Consider the following 15,934-nt stretch of genomic DNA (forward strand, 5'->3'; position numbering starts at 1 on the left):
CCTGCGCGCGGCAGGCGTAGGGAGACGATATGGACACGGACGTCATCATCCTGGGCGGTGGCCTGGTCGGCGCGACGCTCGCGCTCGCGCTCGACGCGCATGGGCTGACCAGCATCGTCATCGATCCCGCCGATCCGGCGGTGATGCTCGCGCCGGGCTTCGACGGGCGCGCCTCCGCAATCGCCAGCGCGAGCGGGCGGATGCTCGATGCGATCGGCATCGGCGCGGTGCTCGCCGGCCATGGCTGCGCGATCCGCCACATCCGGGTCAGCGACGGGCTGAAGCCGGGCAAGCTCGATTTCCGTCCGGACGCGGGCGACGGCGCGCTCGGTACGATGTACGAGAACAAGCGGTTACGGACCGCCTTGTTCGAGGCGGCGAGCGCGGCGAAGCATGTCGATCTCCGCATGCAGACGCGCGCTGTCGACGTCGTGCGCGGACCCGCGCGCGTCACCGCGACGCTCGATTCGGGGGCGACGGTCACCGCGCCGCTGCTGATCGCCGCGGAGGGGCGCAACTCGCCGACGCGCGAGGCGGCCGGGATCGCCGTCGCGCGCTGGCAGTACGATCACGCCGCGATCGTCGGCGCCTTCCACCACGAATATCCGCACGAGGATATCGCCTACGAGATCTTCTACCCCTCGGGGCCGTTCGCGCTGCTGCCGCTGCCCGACGACGAGATCGGCCATCGCTCGGCGATCGTCTGGTCGGTGAAGGGCGAGGACGGTCCGGCGATGATGAAGCTCGGCGACCGCGCCTTCCTCGCCGAGGCGAGCAAGCGGATGGGCGGCTTCCTCGGCGAACTGACCGCGCCGAGCCCGCGCGCGAGCTATCCGCTCGGCTTCCACCATGCCGCGCGGGTCACCGCCGAACGGCTGGTGCTGGTCGGCGACGCGGCGCACGGCATCCATCCGATCGCGGGGCAGGGGCTCAATCTCGGCCTGCGCGACGTCGCGACGCTCGCCGAGGTGCTCGTCGAGGGCAAGCGGCTCGGCCTCGATCTCGGCGACCCTGCCTTGCTCGAGCGCTATCAGCGCTGGCGCGGGCTCGATACGTTCATGGTCGCTGCCGCCACCGACACGCTGACCCGCCTGTTCGGCATCCCCGGCAAGACCGCCAGCGCGGTCCGCCGCTTCGGCATCGGTGCGGTCGACAAGGTGCCGCCGCTCAAGAACCGCTTCATGGCCGAGGCGCGGGGCGAAACCGGCACTTTGCCCAAATTGCTGCAGGGATTGCTGGTGTGAGCGAGCCGGTGCCCGCCCCGCGCTTGCGCAAGGCGCAGACCGGCGTGGCGCGCGGGATCGGCATAGGCCTGGGGCTGACGATCGCCGCGGCGATCCTCGGCTATAGCCGCAGCGCGGCGGCGATCCTCGAAAGCCGGCTGACCACGCTCGGCATCGCCGCCTTGGTGCTCGGCCTGTGGATGGCGGCGGCGATCGGTGACGTGGCGCGGCGGCGCTTCGTTTCCGACGGGGCGATCGATGGCCGCAACGGCGCGGATCCACAGGTCGATGCCGCCAACGCGATTCTGCGCAACACCGCCGAACAGGTGCTGCTCGCCCTCGTCGCTTATGGCGCGCTGACCTTGCTGAGCGATCATGCGCGGGTGCCGGTGGCGCTGTTCGCCGCCTGCTTCACCGCCGGACGGCTGTTGTTCTGGACCGGCTATCGCGATGGCGCCGAGGCGCGCGCGCTGGGCTTCGCGCTCACCTTCTATCCCAGCGTCGCCGCGCTGCTGATGGCAGCCCTCGCTACGGTGCAGTAAACGCCGCCGGTCAGGCCTTGCCGGACACCAATTTGGGATTGGCGATCGCCAGACCGGCGCCGAAGACGATCGCATCCTCGACGAAGCCGGTCGCGGTCTGCCCGTAGCGCGCCATTGCCGCACAGCGCAGTCGCCAGCCGAAATAGGATGCGGCGAGCGCGCTGCCGACCGCGACCGCGGCGCCGAGCACCTTCTTGTCGCGCGGCGCCAGCGCGGCGCCGGCATAAGCGGCCGTGACGCTGCGCACGGCGAGACCGATCGGCACGATCCGGTCGGGAGCGGTCTTCATCTTGTCACCCGCCATCTCCGCCGCGGCGAAGGCCGCGGTGCCAGCGGCGATCACCGGGTTGCGCAACAAGGTCTGCAACGGCAGCGTCGCCGGAATCTCCTCCCGGCGGGTAGCGGTGGCGATCACCGCCAGCGGGGTGATGCCGCGCTGGCCGGCGACCAAGCCGATGAGAAACGAGCGGATCATGCAATGCTCTCCGAAACGGGTTCGCAGGCTACAATCCGTACGATCGCATCCGTATCCCGATTGGGCTGACGCGCGGCGGCGATTGTGCCCTCCCCACCCTGGCGGGGAGGGCATGGGCGCCGATCAGACCAGCGTCAGGCCGACGTCGAGGTTGCCGCGGGTGGCGTTGGAATAGGGGCAGATCTGGTGCGCGGTGTCGACCAGCGTCTGGGCCTGCTCGCGCTCGACGCCTGGCAGCGACACCTGCAGATCCGCAGTGATGCCGAAGCCGCCCTCGGAGCGCGGGCCGATGCCGACCTTGGCGGTGACCGTGACGTCGTCGGGGACCTTGACCTTGAGCTCGCGGCCCGCCGCCTTCAGCGCGCCGATGAAACAGGCCGAATAGCCCGCGGCGAACAATTGTTCGGGATTGCTGCCGTCGCCGCCGGCGCCGCCAAGTTCCTTGGGCGTCGCGAGCTGGACGTCGATCCTGCCGTCGTCCGAGCGGGCATGACCGTCGCGACCGCCCGTGGCGGTGGCGGTGGTGCTGTATTTGACGTCGACCGACATGATCAATCTCCTGTTTTGTTATCGCGATAACTATCTAGGATGGGCGCACCCTATCGTCCAGAACTATTTGTCGCGATAATCATTTTCGTGCTACGCTGCTGGTTAGGAGAGTGACGATGTCCGGCCCGCTGCCGCTCGATGAACAATTGTGCTTCTCGCTGTACGCCGCGACGATCGCGATTAACCGCGCCTACAAGCCGGTGCTCGATCGCCTCGGCATCACCTATCCGCAATTCCTGGTGCTCCAGGTGGTGAGCGGCGCCGAGGACGGCGTGCCGGTCGGCACGATCGCCGAACGGCTCGCGCTCGAACCCAGCACGATCACGCCGCTGGCGAAGCGGATGGAGGCGGCGGGGCTGGTTACGCGACTGCGCAATCCCGCCGACGAGCGTCAGGTTCGGGTGCGCCTGACCGCCGAAGGCCGCGAGCGTTGGCGAGAGACCGGCTGCCTCGCGCCGATGATCGTCGAACGCACCGGAATCAGCCGGGAGCGGCTCGCGGCGCTCAACGCGGAGGTGACCGCGCTGCGCCGGGCGCTGGCGCGCGATCCGGCGGCGGAACCGGCCGCCGCCTGACCGGCGAGCGTCAGCCTTTGCGCTCGGCGCGGGCACCGACGATCATGCGCTGGGCGATCGTGCGCACCGCATCGTCGTCCTTGCTGCCGTCACCGGCGGGATCGCCGAGATGATCGAGGCTATGCTCCATATAGTCGAGCAGCCCGGGATGGCGCGCCTCGACATATTCCATCAGCTTGAACAGCAGATGCTCGGTGGCGATCTCGCGCTGGCGGGTACGAATGGCGATGTCGTCGGTCATGATGCCTCCTGTGATAGAGGCGCCAACGCACCATGGCGCGGTTGGTGACGCGGCCGGGGCAGGCATTTGCGTCGGGCGCGGCGGGAACATTCGGGGTCGCGCCCCGCTTCCTCCCTGACCTCATGGGAGAGAATGCGATGGACGACAGCCGTTTGTGGAGCTTCGAGCAGAGCCTGTGGACCGAAGGTCCCGACAATTACCGCGAGAAGGTCGACCCCGAGGTCGTCATGGTGCTGCCGCGGCCGCCATTCGTGCTGCGCGGCAGCGAGGCGATCGATGCGGTCGCCGATACGCCGGTATGGAACGAGGCGGAACTCAGCGAGCGTCGGGTCTCACGGCCGCAGGAGGGCCTGATCGTCATCGGCTATCACGTCCACGCGCAGCGCGACGGCGAAGCCTATGAGGCGCATTGCACCTCGACGATCCGCCGACTCGAGCACGAGGTGTGGCGGGTCGTCCAGCATCAGCAGAGTCCGGTTATCGCCAAGGCGGTCGCGAACGGCTGACGCACCACCGCCGTCCGGCTTGGGCCGGACGGCGGTGGCATCATCCGACGGGGATCAGCGGTCGCGTTCGGCGCGCTTGCGATCGGCCTTGCGCGCACGACTCACCGCGGCGGCATGCTCGCGGGCGCGCTTTTCCGACGGCTTCTCGTAATGCCGGCGGAGCTTCATCTCGCGGTAGACACCCTCCCGCTGGAGCTTCTTCTTCAGGGCGCGGAGGGCTTGATCGACATTATTGTCGCGAACGATGATCTGCATGGAAGGTCTTTGCTTTCGGTGGGCACCAATGCGCCTAATTGAAGTTCTTGCGCGCCAGCGTCAACCGCGGATCGTGGCAGAATCGGCAATTCCGACCCACGAAAGCGGCTTTTGCGGCGGTTTTGCCCTTCAACTGCCAGTCGAGCCAGTTGGTTGCGACGATCGCGCCGACTCCGCCATGCGGTTGCATATAGGTTCCGCCATGGCCGACGGGGATGTTGACCAGCGCCGCGGGGACGCGATCGATTCGCCGGAAATCGTCGGTGCCGTTCGCGGCGGCGATGTCGGTCGGGCCGCCGAGTACGTAAAGCACGGGGCCGTGCAGCCCGGCGAGCAACGCCTTGTCCGAGACGATCCCGGCGATCGGATTGGCGCCATCGGGGAAGAAGCCGCTGTTCATGATGATCGCGGTCCTGACGCGCGGATCCTGCGCGGTCGCCAGCGCCTGCAGTCCGCCGCAGCTCCAGCCCGACGCCGCCACCTGATCGACCGCGATATGGCCGCGCAGCGGACTGCCGGTGCGGCCGTTCTCCCGCTGCGCCCAGTCGATTGCGTCGGCGAGCAGCCGCGTCGGCGTCGCCACCGCCAGCCGGGCTGCGGGCGTGGTGGTCGATGGGGCGGCGGATGCGGTGGCGGGTGGCGGCGCCGGCGTCGCACCGGGGATGCGGCCAGCGGCGATGACCAGATAGCCGTGCGAGGCGATCTCCAGCAGATGATTGCGCGAACTCGTCCCGTCGGCGCTGCACCCGCCGTTCCCCCAGACGTAGATGCCGAGCCGCTCGCCCTTCAGCCGCGTCAGATCGGCCGGGCGATAGACGACATGGTCGGGCAGGTCGGCCCGCTCCTCGAACAAGGCGGGATAGCGTCCGGTACCCCGTTCGGGTGGCTGGGCGGCGACGGCACCGCTTGCCAGCAGCGCGACGGCGAGAAGAAAGCGCATGATCGATACCGAAGGTTGGAGCGGAGGCGGAGGGCAGGGTGCCCCGCCCGCTCGACCTTGACCAGCGGAAATGCGCCTGGCGACGAGGGTAAGATGCTGAGACCATTGGCGCTTTATCCACTGCCGACGGCTGGGCCGGCGAGGCGCCGCGGCCATTGCCGGTTTCGGGCCATTTCGGTACAGATCGATGGCGGTCGTCGACCGCGCGCCCCCGCATATGGCTGGATCATCGACCGATATGGACGCCATCAACGAGCGGGAGACGCGGAGGCTGGCAGCGCTGGCGCGCTATGCGGTGATGGACACGCCGCGCGAGGCGTCGTTCGACGAACTCGCCGCGCTGACCGCCCGGTTGTGCGATGCGCCGATCGCGGTGATCAACCTGATCGCCGCCGACCGCCAGTTCTTCAAGGCCGAGGTCGGTCTCGGCGTGCGCGCGACGCCGCTGGAAAGTTCGTTCTGCGCCAGGGCGCTGCTGGAGGACGATCTGCTCGTCGTGCCGGATCTCACCCGCGACGCCCGCTTCGACTGCAACCCGCTGGTGGTCGGCGAACCGCATATCCGTGCCTATGCCGGTGCGCTGCTCAAGACCGAGGACGGGCTGGCGATCGGCACCCTGTGCGTGCTCGACCATCGCGTCCGCCCGTTCACCGATCTTCAGCAGGAGACGTTGCGCGTCCTCTCCCAGCAGGTGATGGCGCAGCTTGATCTGCGCCGCGCGGTCGAGGCGCGCGATCGCCGCTACGACCAGTTGCGCGCCAGCGAGGAGCGGCTGCGGCTGATCCTCGACAGCGCCCGCGATTATGCGATCGTCACCACCGACACCGATCGCCGCATCACCGGCTGGTCCGCCGGCGCGGAGGCATCGTTCGAATGGACCGAGCAGCAGGCGATCGGCCGGCCGATCGACGATCTGTTCCTGCCCGAGGATCGCCGCGCCGGTATCCCCGCGCGCAAATGCGCCACCGCCGCTGCGGAGGGCTGCGCGCCCGACGTGCGCTGGCACCTGCGCGCCGACGGCACGCGCGTATTCATGACCGGTTCGACGCATCCGATCATCGAGCGCGACGGCGGCCACAGCGGCTTCCTCAAGATCGCGCGCGACGAGACGCGCGCGCGCACCCAGGCGGAGGAACTGGCGCGCACCCGCAGCGAGCTGGTCGACAGCGAGGCGCGCTTCCGCAACATGGCCGATCATGCGCCGGTGATGATGTGGGTCACCGATCACGACGGCCATTGCACCTATCTCAACCGCCGCTGGTACGATTTCACCGGCCAGACCCCCGCCGAGGCGCAGGGCGCCGGCTGGCTCGACGTCACCCACCCCGACGATCGGGCGGAGGCGGCGCGTATCTTCCGTGCGGCGCATGCGGCACGCGTGCCGTTCCGCCTCGACTATCGGCTGCGCCATGCCGACGGCAGCTATCATTGGGCGATCGACGCCGCCTCGCCGCGGTTCGGGCCGGATGGCGTCTTTCTCGGCTATATCGGCTCGGTGATCGACATCCACGATCGGCGCGAGGCGGAGCGGCGGCTCGCCGACAGCGAGGCGCGCTATCGCACGCTGTTCGAATCGATCGAATCGGGCTTCTGCGTCGTCGAGGTCGCACCGGGCACCGCCGACACCCCGACCGACTATCGCGTCGTCGAAGCCAATCCCGCTTTCTACCGCCAGACCGGTTTCACCGAGGCGATCCACGGCCGCTGGCTGCGCGAATCGATGCCCGACCTCGAGGAGCATTGGTATGAGATCTACGGCGGCGTCGCCGTCAGTGGTGAACCGATCCGGTTCGAACAGGGGTCGGAGGCGCTCGGCCGCTGGTTCGACATCGCGGCCTTCCGCGTCGGCGCGCCCGCCGATCGCCGCGTCGCCGTGCTGTTCAACGACATCTCCGCCCGTCGCGCCGCCGAGGAGGCGTTGCAGCGGCTCAACGAACGGCTGGGCGACGAGGTCACCGAACGCACCGCCGAGCGCGACCGGATGTGGGAGACGTCGCCCGACCTGATGCTGGTGATGGATGCCGCCGGGGTGATCCGCCGCGCCAATCCGGCGTGGACGCGGATGCTCGGTTATGCCGCCGACGAGCTGGTCGGCCACCACGTCAGCGACTTCATCGTCGCCGAGGATCATGACGAGACGATCGGCGCCTATCGCCGTGCCGCCGCGGGCGGCAAGGCGGATGTCGAGAACCGCTATCGCCACAAGGACGGCTCGATCCGCTGGATCGCCTGGGTGGCGGCGCCGGCAGGCGACATGACCTACGCCTCCGGCCGCAACGTCACCGCCGAAAAGGCGCAGGCGGCGGCGCTGGCACAGGCCGAGGAGCAGTTGCGTCAGGCGCAGAAGATGGAGGCGGTCGGGCAGCTCACCGGCGGGATCGCGCATGATTTCAACAATCTGCTGACCGGGGTGATCGGCTCGCTCGACCTGTTGCAGCGGCGCCTCGCGCGCGGCGAGACCGACAAGGTCGAACGTTATGCCACCGCCGCGATCACCTCCGCCAATCGCGCCGCGGCGCTGACCCATCGGCTGCTCGCTTTCTCCCGCCGCCAGCCGCTCGACCCCAAGGCGGTCGACGCCAACCGGCTGGTCGCCGGCATGGAGGAACTCCTCCGCCGCACGATCGGCGAGAGCATCGCGCTCGAGATGGTCGGCGCGGTCGGGCTGTGGCGGACGCGCTGTGATCCGCACCAGCTCGAAAGCGCGATCCTCAACCTCGCGATCAACGCGCGCGACGCGATGCCTGACGGCGGCACGCTGACCATCGAGACGTGCAACGCGCAGCTCGATGCCGCCTATGTCGCGCAGCAGCGCGAGGTCGGCGCGGGCGACTATGTCTGCGTCTGCGTCACCGACACCGGCGCCGGCATGGCGCCCGAGACGATCGCGCGCGCCTTCGAACCCTTTTTCACCACCAAGCCGATCGGCCAGGGCACCGGTTTGGGGCTGTCGATGATCTACGGTTTCGCCCGCCAGTCGGAGGGCCATGTCCGCATCTATTCCGAGCTCGGCCGCGGCACCGCGATCAAAGTGTATCTGCCGCGCCACCATGGTGAGGCGGACGCCCCCGACGCGATCCTCGCTGTGCCGGATGACGCGCATCGCGGCGCGGGCGAAACGGTGCTGGTCGTCGAGGACGAGACGGCGGTGCGCGACCTCGTCGTCGAGGTGCTGCGCGACCTCGGCTATCGCGCGGTCGAGGCGGCGGACGGCCCTGCCGGGCTGAAGCTGCTCCAGTCCGGCATGCGCGTCGACCTGCTCGTCACCGACATCGGCCTGCCCGGCCTCAACGGCCGCCAGGTCGCCGATGCCGCACGCCAGCAGCGCCCCGAGCTGAAGGTGCTGTTCATGACCGGCTATGCCGAGAATGCGACGATCGCCAACGGCTTCCTCGAACCCGGCATGCAGATGATCACCAAGCCCTTCGCGATCGACGCGCTCACCACCCGCATCCGCGGGATGATCGAGGGGACGCCGATCGCCGGCGATTAGGCGGGTCGGCCGATCGCATCGAGCGTGGCGATCGCCGCCTCGGGCAGGACGAGCACCGCCGCCGCCAGATTTTCGTGCAGATGCGCGCGCGACGACGTGCCGGGGATCAGCAGGATGTTGGGCGAGCGCTGCAACAGCCAGGCGAGCGCGACCTGCATCGGTGTCGCCGACAGCTCGGTCGCCACTGCCGACAAGGCCGCGGACTGGAGCGGGCTGAAGCCGCCGAGCGGGAAGAACGGCACGTAAGCGATGCCCGCCGCCGCCAGCATATCGATCACCGCATCGTCGTCGCGGTGGGCGAGGTTATACTGGTTCTGCACGCAGACGATCTCGGCGATGCCGCGCGCCTCCGCAATCTGGGCCGGCGTGACGTTGCTGATCCCAATCTGCCGCACCAGCCCCTGCCGCTGGAGATCGGCGACGACGGCGAGCGGCGCGGCGAGCGAGCCTTCCGCCGGGCCATGCGCATCGAACATCAGCCGCAGGTTGACGACGTCGAGCGTCTCGCGTCCGAGGTTGCGCAGATTGTCCTCGACCGCCGCGACCAGTTCGTCGCGGGCGAAGGCCGGCAGCCACGATCCGTCCGCCCCGCGCCGCGCGCCGATCTTGGTGACGATCACCAGATCCTGCGGATAGGGCGACAGCGCCTCGCGGATGAGCTGGTTGGTGACGTGCGGGCCGTAGAAGTCGCTGGTATCGATATGGTCGACGCCCGCCGCCACCGCGGCGCGCAGCACCGCGAGCGCCTCGTCACGATCACGCGGCGGTCCAAAGACGCCGGGGCCGGCGAGCTGCATCGCGCCATAGCCGAGCCGCTTCACGTTGCGCTGGCCGAGGGGATAGGTCTGGTCGGTCATGTGCGTCTCCTTGTTCTGCTGCGAGTTAAGCGTTGCGGATCACGGCGATAAGCCGGCATGATCGGGACGGGCTGTGCGGAAAACCGAACGATGATGGCTGATCTCGCCGACCTCAACGCGTTCCTCGCCGTCGCGCGCGCACGCGGGTTTCGCGATGCGGCACGCGCAACGGGATCCAGCGCATCGACGCTGAGCGAGGCGGTGCGGCGGCTCGAGGCGCGGCTTGGCGTTCGCCTGTTCCACCGTACGACGCGAAGCGTCACGCCGACCGAGGCCGGGTCGCGGCTGATCGAACGGCTGACGCCGGCGCTGGGCGAGGTCGCGGCGGCGCTCGACATGGTCCATCTGCTCCGCGACCGTCCCGCCGGTACGCTGCGGCTCAACGTGCCGGTCAGTGCGGCGCGGCTGGTGCTGCCCGCGATCCTGCCCGGCTTCCTCGCAACCTACCCCGACATCCACGTCGAGATCGTCGCCGAGGACGGCTTCGTCGACATGGTCGCCTCGGGCTGCGACGCCGGCATCCGCTACGACGAGCGGCTCGAACAGGATATGATCGCGGTGCCGATCGGCCCGCGCATCCAGCGGTTCGCGACCGCCGCCGCCCCCGCCTATCTCGACGCCCGCGGCCGGCCGATGCATCCGCGCGACCTGCTCGGCCATGCCTGTCTGCGCGGCCGCTTCAGCAGCGGTGCGACGACCAGCCCGTGGGAGTTCGAGCGCGCCGGCGACATCGTCCGGATCGAGCCGCAGGGACCGCTGATCGCCAGCGTCGGCGGCGCGACCGACCTCATCGTCGATATGGCGGCGGCGGGGAGCGGTGTCGTCCACCTGTTCGAAGACTGGCTGCGCCCGCACCTCGACCGGGGCACGCTCGTCCCCGTGCTGGAGGAATGGTGGCAGCCCTTCTCCGGCCCCTTCCTTTATTATTCCGGTCGCCGCCTCGTCCCGCCGCCGCTGCGCGCGTTCCTCGACTTCATCCGCTAGGCAAACGAACCCGCAAAAAGCGGCCCGAGGGATGGCTTCGTCGTGTCACGCACCGGCATGTGCGGCAGTGTTCACTTCGCCGCCGTTGCTTCTATTTCGACGAGATAGGCCGGCCCTGCCAAGGCCGCGACCTGGATCGTCGAGCGCGCGACGGTGGTCGGGTTCTCCGCGGTCCCGAAATATTGCTTGAAGCCATCGTTCATGCCGGCGAAATCCATTTTGCCACCCAATTTGGGATCGCCGGCGACGAAGACGGTGAGTTTGACGATGTCGCGCATCGCAAAGCCATGTTCGGCCAAAATCGCCTTGATCTTGCCGAGTACGCTCAGCGTCTGCGTCCTGGTGTCACCGAAGTCGGCGATGCTGAGTTGGGCGGGCGGCACCTTCTTCGTGGGGTCGAGCGGTGCGGCCAACTGGCCGCTGAGGTACAGCGTGGTCGCGCCGGGCTTCACCGTCACCGATTGCAGGATCAGCCCCGCCGGCGTGCTGGCGTGTTTGACGACGGTCTGCGCCGCCGCCGGCGTGGTCAGGAGGGCGGCCGCGGCGAACGCGGCCCCCATGATGCGCGTCTTCAAAGCCATTCTCCCATTATCCTCGTGTCAGAACGATACGTTGAGGCGTGCGTAATAATAGCCGCCGTTGATGCCGTAGGGGCTGAAGGTCAGCGGTGCGTCGAGGACGTTGCCGCCGTTCACCAGCGTCGCATTGGTGGTGCCGGGGACCAGCGGCACGGTCGGCGGCCGCTTGTTGAAGACGTTGTTGGCACCCAGCGCCAGGCCCAGATCGGGCGTGATGTCGTAGTTCAATTCGATATCGCCGATGAACGCGGTGCCGATCGTCTGTTCGTAATAGGTGCCGCCATCGGGGGTCAGCTTGGCCGAGCTTTTGCCATAGACCGTGCCGCGCAGCGTCGCCGAAAACTTGTCGATCGAGTAGAGGACCGAGCTGATCACCTTCACCTTGGGCGACGCGGTTTCGATGTTGCTCTGCGCGCCAGCGTCGAACAGCGGAATAGCCGTGCCGGTGGCGGGATTGGTCAGCGCGGCGGGGGCGGCGATCAACTTGGTGAGCTTCGTCTCGTTGTAATTGCCCGAGATCGTCCAGTTCGCCTTGCCGTAATCCCCGAAATCGGTGGCGTAGCTCACCACCAGATCGACGCCGCGGGTGCGGGTGTTGGCGCCGTTGGTGAAGATGTTGATGCCGGTCTGGCTGACGGTCGGATCGAGCACGTTGCCGTTGGCGATGATCGCCTGGGTCACGATCGGGAAGTTAACCGCACCGCCGCTGCCGTAGATCGAACCGGTACCCAGGATGCGGTCGCGGATCTTCACCTGATAGGCGTCGAGCGTGATGGTCAGCCGGTCGACGGGACGGATGACCGTGCCGAGCGAGTAATTGGTCGATTTCTCCGGCTTGAGGTTCTGGAAGCCGATCAGCTTGGCCGCCGCCGAATTGGCGGGCAGTTGCACGAAGGCGGCGGTCGGCGAGACGTTGGTCGCCGAATAATAGGATTCGGCGAGCGTGGGTGCGCGGAACCCCGTCGAGAAGGTGCCGCGGAGCGCAAAAGCCGGCGAAAAGTCGTAGCGGCCGGTGCCCTTGTAGATGAACTTGCTGCCGAAATCGGAATAATGTTCGTAGCGGCCGGCGACGTCGAGCTTGAGGCCGTCGATCGGATTGGCTGCGATATCGACATAGCCCGCAGCGGATTCACGTCCGTTGACGCCGGCGTCCGACGGGCGGAAGCCCGGATAGGATTGACCGCCCTCCTTGTAGATCGACGCCGGATCGCCCGAGCCGATCTGGTAGACGTTCTTGCGATATTCCCCGCCGAAGGCGAGGTTGATCGGGGTGGCGAGGCCGGCGTCGATCTCGTGCGTGATGTCGGCGTTGACGGTGAATTCGGTCGATTTGAAGAAGCCGTCGTAGAAGCTGGTCGGCGTGAAGCCGGTGTCGGCATAGAGCGAGGCATTGGCGGAATCGACGGTGTAGATCGCGTTCTTGTCCTGGCCGAAGGTCGTCGACAGATCATAATGGAAGCCGTCCACCATGCCGCGGATGCCGCCGGTGAACGCCATATCGTCCTCGCGGATCTTCTCGCGCGGGCTGAAGCCGTTGACCGGCGTGTCGCCCTCGGGGTCGAAATAGGTCGTCACTCCGGCGACGGTGCGCGACACGCGGGTCGGCACGCGCACGTTCTCATAGGCGCTGGCGATCCGCTTCGAATAGGTGCCGAAGCTGTAGATCTCGCCGCCGCCGAAATCATAGGCGGTGTTGTATTGCAGGTTGGTCAGCCGCGATTGGGCGTCGCCGTTGATGCGGTTGACATAGGGGAAGCGGTCCATCCCCGGGTAGAGCTGCTGCTGGATCGCGCTCAGCGACGGGCTGGAGGTGCTGGTGAGCAGGTTGCCGTTGCGATCGGTGACGCGGCGATCGAGACCGCCGATCTGGGTGAAGTCGTGGAAGCGATGGAAGGCGGTGATGTTGAGGTAGCCGGAGTCGCCGATCTTGGTGGCGACGTGCAAGGTGCCGGCATAGGTCTCGCCGCCGACGTCGTAGTTCTTGCCGGCGGTGACATAACCGTCGCCCCCTTCCTTGTCGTCCTTGAGGATGATGTTGATGACGCCGGCGATCGCGTCCGAGCCATATTGCGCGGCGGCACCATCCTCCAGCACCTCGATCCGCTTGATCGATGACGGGCTGATCAGGTCGAGGTCGGCGGTCGCGGCGCCCTGATACGGGCCGCCGAGCACGGCGAGGTTCGACGTACCGTGTCGACGCTTGCCGTTGACCAGCACCAACGTGTGGTTGGGGCTGAGCCCGCGCAGCCGTGCCGACAGCGTGAGATTGGCTGTGTCGCCGCCGAACGCCTGCGCGGTGAACGACGGCACCAACTGGGTGAGCACCTGGTTGAGGTTGGGCTGGCCGACATGGCTCAGCGCGTCGGCATCGAGCACCTTGATCGGCGCGGCGCTTTCCGCGGCGGTGATGCCGCCGGTGCGCGTGCCGGTGACGATGATGTCGCTATTGTCCTGCTGCGGTTCGCCGTCGGCAAGCGGCGACGGCGTTGGTTCGACCGGCGTTGCGATCGGGGTCAGCGTTTGACCGTTCGCCGCCGTCGCGTGAGCGATGAAGAGCATCGCCGCGATCGCGGCACGTGACGTTCCGATATAGAAACTCATGGTCAGCCCCCAAATGTTTTCAGGTCAGCCTCGCCATCCTCATCCCGACAATCTTTGATCTGGGCACGCGTTACCCCGCTCCCGGAACCGTTGTTCCGGGATGTTTAGCGGTCGATTTGCTAACTCGTTCAGTTTTTACATTTATCTGGTGTTTGCAACAGATTCGTCATGTTCGATTAATTCTGTAGTTCAACAGGACGAATGTGATGCATTTTCACAACAAAGCTTTTGTCGTGAGAGTGGGGAACGCCGAGGCTATGCCGCGGATCGGCATCTACCTGGCGGTTGAGCGGTGATCGTGTCCACCTTCGACGGGTTCGCCGGCACAATGGAGCGCCGCGAAGGTCGGCGCCGGCGCGACGACCGTCATGCCGCGCGCCGACCGGCTGGGGTGACCAGCGCCTCCGCGGTCACGCGGCGGGCAAGCGCAAGCACCTGCGCCCGCGCCGACTGGATGCCGCCCTCCTGCCAGCCCGGCGTCTGGCTGAGCGCAGCGCTGGCGAAATAGACCCGCCCCTCCGGTGCCTGCAGCAGGCGGAATGCGGCGGTGTCGATATGGCCTTCCTGTCGGCCGTTGGCGCTGCCCGCATTCCAATCCGGCCACGGCCCGAGACTATAGGGAATCTTGTGCCAATTGACCGCGAGGCCGTTGACCAGATCGGCGCCATGCCCGGGATGGAGCTTGTCGATGACGCCGCGGGAGAAGGCGATCTGTTCGGCGATCGGCCGCTTCTGGAACTCCGCTGCGGTCGGCCCGGAGGAATAGCAGCCGAGCAGCATGCCGCGTTCGCTGTGCAGCCCGGCGGACGGATACCAGATCAGCGTCGTCGGCCCGCCGACGAACGAGATGCCGCCGTAGATTTGCTCGCGCTCCCAGAAACGCGGACTTTCGAACGCGACCTTGTTCGAATAATCATATTGGACGTTTGCGATCGTCGTCTTGAGCTTGGTCGAGAAGTTGGTGTCGATCTTGGCGAGCACCGGGAAGGGGATGGTGCAGATCAGATAATCCGCCACGACCGTTTCGACCGCGCCGCTCGCGGTGTCGCGATAGACCACCTCGACATCGCCGCTGCGCTGGCGGATGCGCGTGACCTCGGCGCCGCGCAACGCCGGACGCCGCAGCGCATTGTCCATCGCCGCATGGATCCGGTCCATGCCGCCGACCGGCTCGAACATCGTCGCCTGCATGTAGAGATTGTCTTCGAACAGGGTCATCGGCAGCCGCTGATTGGCCAGCAGCTGGTCGAGCGGCATCGCCGTCGACGGCGAGGCGAAGGTAACGCCCGCGCCCGGCGCCGAGCCGAAGCCGGAGCGTTCGGTGCCCGCGAATGACCCATCCTCGCCGAGGTCGCCATAGGCCTTGATGAACGGCAGCAGCTTCTCGCGGTCGACCGCGGTCAGTTCGGTGTCGAGCGACCCCTTGCGGATCGCCTTCGCGAGCAGTTCGGCGATCCGTCCGCGCATATCGTTGATCGCGGTCCGCATGCGGATCTTGGATCCGTCGTCCGCCATGACATAGGCGGAGCGGCTGGAATTGACCTCGACTTCGAGCGGCACGCCGAACTTCTTGGCGTAGCCGAGCAGTCCCTGGTGAAAACTGGGGATGCGTGCCGGACCTGCGTTGAAATAGACGCCGTCCGAGAATTTGGCGGTTTGCGTCTCCTCGCCGTTCATCTCGATTTTGTCGCCGTCGCGCACCGTCCACGCCCGTCCGCCGACCCGTTTGCGTGCTTCGAGCAACGTGACGAGGAAACCGGCCTGTTCGAGTTCGTAGGCGGAGGTCAGGCCGGCGATGCCGGCGCCCAGCACCACGACGTGCCGCCCGCGTCCCAGCGTCGGTACGAGGCCGCTCATGTCCTGTGCCTGCGCGGTGCCGGCGAGCCCCAATGCCTGCATCGCGCCGAACGTCGCGCCCAATCCCCCGGCCATACCCAGCCGGGTCAGAACCATTCTGCGTGTTACCATGAAGAGCGTCCCCCTGGTCGCAGCATGCTGCGAACCCCGCCCCGTCGGCGGCAGACACCCCAGACATCCCGCTCCAATGCTCGCAACGCTTGTGCGCGTTCACGACGATACGCGAAACAATCAGGTTATTAGCTACCGGTGCTGTGT

Annotated in this window: 15 protein-coding genes; 6 read left to right on the plus strand and 9 right to left on the minus strand. The window is 67.4% G+C overall.

Annotated elements, in window-relative coordinates:
• Positions 1-29 precede the first annotated feature (29 nt).
• The gene (locus AC07UH_RS01140) at positions 30-1,244 is read left to right on the plus strand and encodes a UbiH/UbiF/VisC/COQ6 family ubiquinone biosynthesis hydroxylase (protein ID WP_495179621.1); all 1,215 of its coding nucleotides are present in this window, start codon (positions 30-32) and stop codon (positions 1,242-1,244) included.
• Positions 1,241-1,765 (plus strand): MAPEG family protein, encoded by a 525-nt coding sequence (locus tag AC07UH_RS01145; protein ID WP_495179620.1) that lies wholly within the window; start codon positions 1,241-1,243, stop codon positions 1,763-1,765. The genes AC07UH_RS01140 and AC07UH_RS01145 overlap by 4 nt, the downstream gene beginning before the upstream one ends.
• Positions 1,766-1,775: 10 nt before the next feature.
• Here AC07UH_RS01145 and AC07UH_RS01150 read toward each other — a convergent pair whose 3' ends face one another.
• Both AC07UH_RS01150 and AC07UH_RS01155 read right to left on the minus strand, forming a co-directional pair.
• Positions 1,776-2,240 (minus strand): DUF4126 domain-containing protein, encoded by a 465-nt coding sequence (locus AC07UH_RS01150; protein ID WP_137897597.1) that lies wholly within the window; start codon positions 2,238-2,240, stop codon positions 1,776-1,778.
• Positions 2,241-2,363: 123 nt separating this feature from the next.
• Positions 2,364-2,789 (minus strand): organic hydroperoxide resistance protein, encoded by a 426-nt coding sequence (locus tag AC07UH_RS01155; protein ID WP_137897598.1) that lies wholly within the window; start codon positions 2,787-2,789, stop codon positions 2,364-2,366.
• A gap of 116 nt (positions 2,790-2,905) precedes the next feature.
• Here AC07UH_RS01155 and AC07UH_RS01160 point away from each other — a divergent pair, with 116 nt between their 5' ends.
• Entirely contained in the window at positions 2,906-3,364 is a 459-nt protein-coding gene (locus tag AC07UH_RS01160; RefSeq protein ID WP_495179619.1) for a MarR family winged helix-turn-helix transcriptional regulator, read from the plus strand.
• Between the two features lie 10 nt (positions 3,365-3,374).
• Here AC07UH_RS01160 and AC07UH_RS01165 read toward each other — a convergent pair whose 3' ends face one another.
• Positions 3,375-3,605, minus strand: a complete 231-nt coding sequence (locus AC07UH_RS01165; protein WP_038664583.1) for a hypothetical protein — start codon at positions 3,603-3,605, stop codon at positions 3,375-3,377.
• Positions 3,606-3,742: 137 nt separating this feature from the next.
• On the opposite strand from AC07UH_RS01165, the gene AC07UH_RS01170 reads away from it, so the two are divergent.
• Positions 3,743-4,111 carry a DUF4440 domain-containing protein gene (locus tag AC07UH_RS01170; protein ID WP_495179618.1) on the plus strand — a complete coding sequence of 123 codons (369 nt, stop codon included), beginning with the start codon at positions 3,743-3,745 and terminating at the stop codon, positions 4,109-4,111.
• A gap of 54 nt (positions 4,112-4,165) precedes the next feature.
• Here AC07UH_RS01170 and rpsU read toward each other — a convergent pair whose 3' ends face one another.
• Together rpsU and AC07UH_RS01180 are read right to left on the minus strand one after the other, a co-directional pair.
• Positions 4,166-4,366: a 30S ribosomal protein S21 gene (rpsU, locus tag AC07UH_RS01175; RefSeq protein ID WP_037535892.1), complete on the minus strand. Its 201-nt coding sequence runs from the start codon at positions 4,364-4,366 to the stop codon at positions 4,166-4,168.
• A gap of 34 nt (positions 4,367-4,400) precedes the next feature.
• Positions 4,401-5,306 carry an alpha/beta hydrolase gene (locus AC07UH_RS01180; RefSeq protein WP_495179617.1) on the minus strand — a complete coding sequence of 302 codons (906 nt, stop codon included), beginning with the start codon at positions 5,304-5,306 and terminating at the stop codon, positions 4,401-4,403.
• A 238-nt stretch (positions 5,307-5,544) separates the two neighbouring features.
• Here AC07UH_RS01180 and AC07UH_RS01185 point away from each other — a divergent pair, with 238 nt between their 5' ends.
• The gene (locus tag AC07UH_RS01185; protein WP_495179616.1) at positions 5,545-8,799 is read left to right on the plus strand and encodes a PAS domain S-box protein; all 3,255 of its coding nucleotides are present in this window, start codon (positions 5,545-5,547) and stop codon (positions 8,797-8,799) included.
• On the opposite strand, the gene AC07UH_RS01190 is transcribed toward AC07UH_RS01185, so the two are convergent.
• Positions 8,796-9,656, minus strand: a complete 861-nt coding sequence (locus AC07UH_RS01190; protein WP_495179615.1) for an aldo/keto reductase family oxidoreductase — start codon at positions 9,654-9,656, stop codon at positions 8,796-8,798. The two genes, AC07UH_RS01185 and AC07UH_RS01190, sit on opposite strands and share 4 nt — an antisense overlap.
• A gap of 90 nt (positions 9,657-9,746) precedes the next feature.
• On the opposite strand from AC07UH_RS01190, the gene AC07UH_RS01195 reads away from it, so the two are divergent.
• Positions 9,747-10,640, plus strand: a complete 894-nt coding sequence (locus AC07UH_RS01195) for a LysR family transcriptional regulator (protein ID WP_495179614.1) — start codon at positions 9,747-9,749, stop codon at positions 10,638-10,640.
• Between the two features lie 71 nt (positions 10,641-10,711).
• Here the strand turns inward: AC07UH_RS01195 and AC07UH_RS01200 are convergent, their stop codons facing one another.
• The 3 genes from AC07UH_RS01200 to AC07UH_RS01210 form a co-directional block, all read right to left on the minus strand.
• Positions 10,712-11,221, minus strand: a complete 510-nt coding sequence (locus AC07UH_RS01200) for a RidA family protein (RefSeq protein WP_495179613.1) — start codon at positions 11,219-11,221, stop codon at positions 10,712-10,714.
• Positions 11,222-11,239: 18 nt separating this feature from the next.
• Positions 11,240-13,819 carry a TonB-dependent receptor plug domain-containing protein gene (locus AC07UH_RS01205; protein ID WP_495179612.1) on the minus strand — a complete coding sequence of 860 codons (2,580 nt, stop codon included), beginning with the start codon at positions 13,817-13,819 and terminating at the stop codon, positions 11,240-11,242.
• Between the two features lie 366 nt (positions 13,820-14,185).
• Positions 14,186-15,772 carry a flavin monoamine oxidase family protein gene (locus AC07UH_RS01210; RefSeq protein ID WP_495179611.1) on the minus strand — a complete coding sequence of 529 codons (1,587 nt, stop codon included), beginning with the start codon at positions 15,770-15,772 and terminating at the stop codon, positions 14,186-14,188.
• Positions 15,773-15,934: the final 162 nt, after the last annotated feature.

It is taken from the genome of Sphingomonas sp. GW821-FHT04B01, from assembly GCF_059420425.1.

What these genes read in the sequence shown, in the direction of transcription:
- AC07UH_RS01200 (WP_495179613.1), bottom strand. Translation starts at nt 11,221, where the DNA reads ATGGCTTTGAAGACGCGCATCATGGGGGCCGCGTTCGCCGCGGCCGCC.
- rpsU (WP_037535892.1), bottom strand. Translation starts at nt 4,366, where the DNA reads ATGCAGATCATCGTTCGCGACAATAATGTCGATCAAGCCCTCCGCGCC.
- AC07UH_RS01155 (WP_137897598.1), bottom strand. Translation starts at nt 2,789, where the DNA reads ATGTCGGTCGACGTCAAATACAGCACCACCGCCACCGCCACGGGCGGT.
- AC07UH_RS01185 (WP_495179616.1), top strand. Translation starts at nt 5,545, where the DNA reads ATGGACGCCATCAACGAGCGGGAGACGCGGAGGCTGGCAGCGCTGGCG.
- AC07UH_RS01150 (WP_137897597.1), bottom strand. Translation starts at nt 2,240, where the DNA reads ATGATCCGCTCGTTTCTCATCGGCTTGGTCGCCGGCCAGCGCGGCATC.
- AC07UH_RS01170 (WP_495179618.1), top strand. Translation starts at nt 3,743, where the DNA reads ATGGACGACAGCCGTTTGTGGAGCTTCGAGCAGAGCCTGTGGACCGAA.
- AC07UH_RS01205 (WP_495179612.1), bottom strand. Translation starts at nt 13,819, where the DNA reads ATGAGTTTCTATATCGGAACGTCACGTGCCGCGATCGCGGCGATGCTC.
- AC07UH_RS01210 (WP_495179611.1), bottom strand. Translation starts at nt 15,772, where the DNA reads ATGGTTCTGACCCGGCTGGGTATGGCCGGGGGATTGGGCGCGACGTTC.
- AC07UH_RS01190 (WP_495179615.1), bottom strand. Translation starts at nt 9,656, where the DNA reads ATGACCGACCAGACCTATCCCCTCGGCCAGCGCAACGTGAAGCGGCTC.
- AC07UH_RS01180 (WP_495179617.1), bottom strand. Translation starts at nt 5,306, where the DNA reads ATGCGCTTTCTTCTCGCCGTCGCGCTGCTGGCAAGCGGTGCCGTCGCC.
- AC07UH_RS01165 (WP_038664583.1), bottom strand. Translation starts at nt 3,605, where the DNA reads ATGACCGACGACATCGCCATTCGTACCCGCCAGCGCGAGATCGCCACC.
- AC07UH_RS01195 (WP_495179614.1), top strand. Translation starts at nt 9,747, where the DNA reads ATGATGGCTGATCTCGCCGACCTCAACGCGTTCCTCGCCGTCGCGCGC.
- AC07UH_RS01140 (WP_495179621.1), top strand. Translation starts at nt 30, where the DNA reads ATGGACACGGACGTCATCATCCTGGGCGGTGGCCTGGTCGGCGCGACG.
- AC07UH_RS01160 (WP_495179619.1), top strand. Translation starts at nt 2,906, where the DNA reads ATGTCCGGCCCGCTGCCGCTCGATGAACAATTGTGCTTCTCGCTGTAC.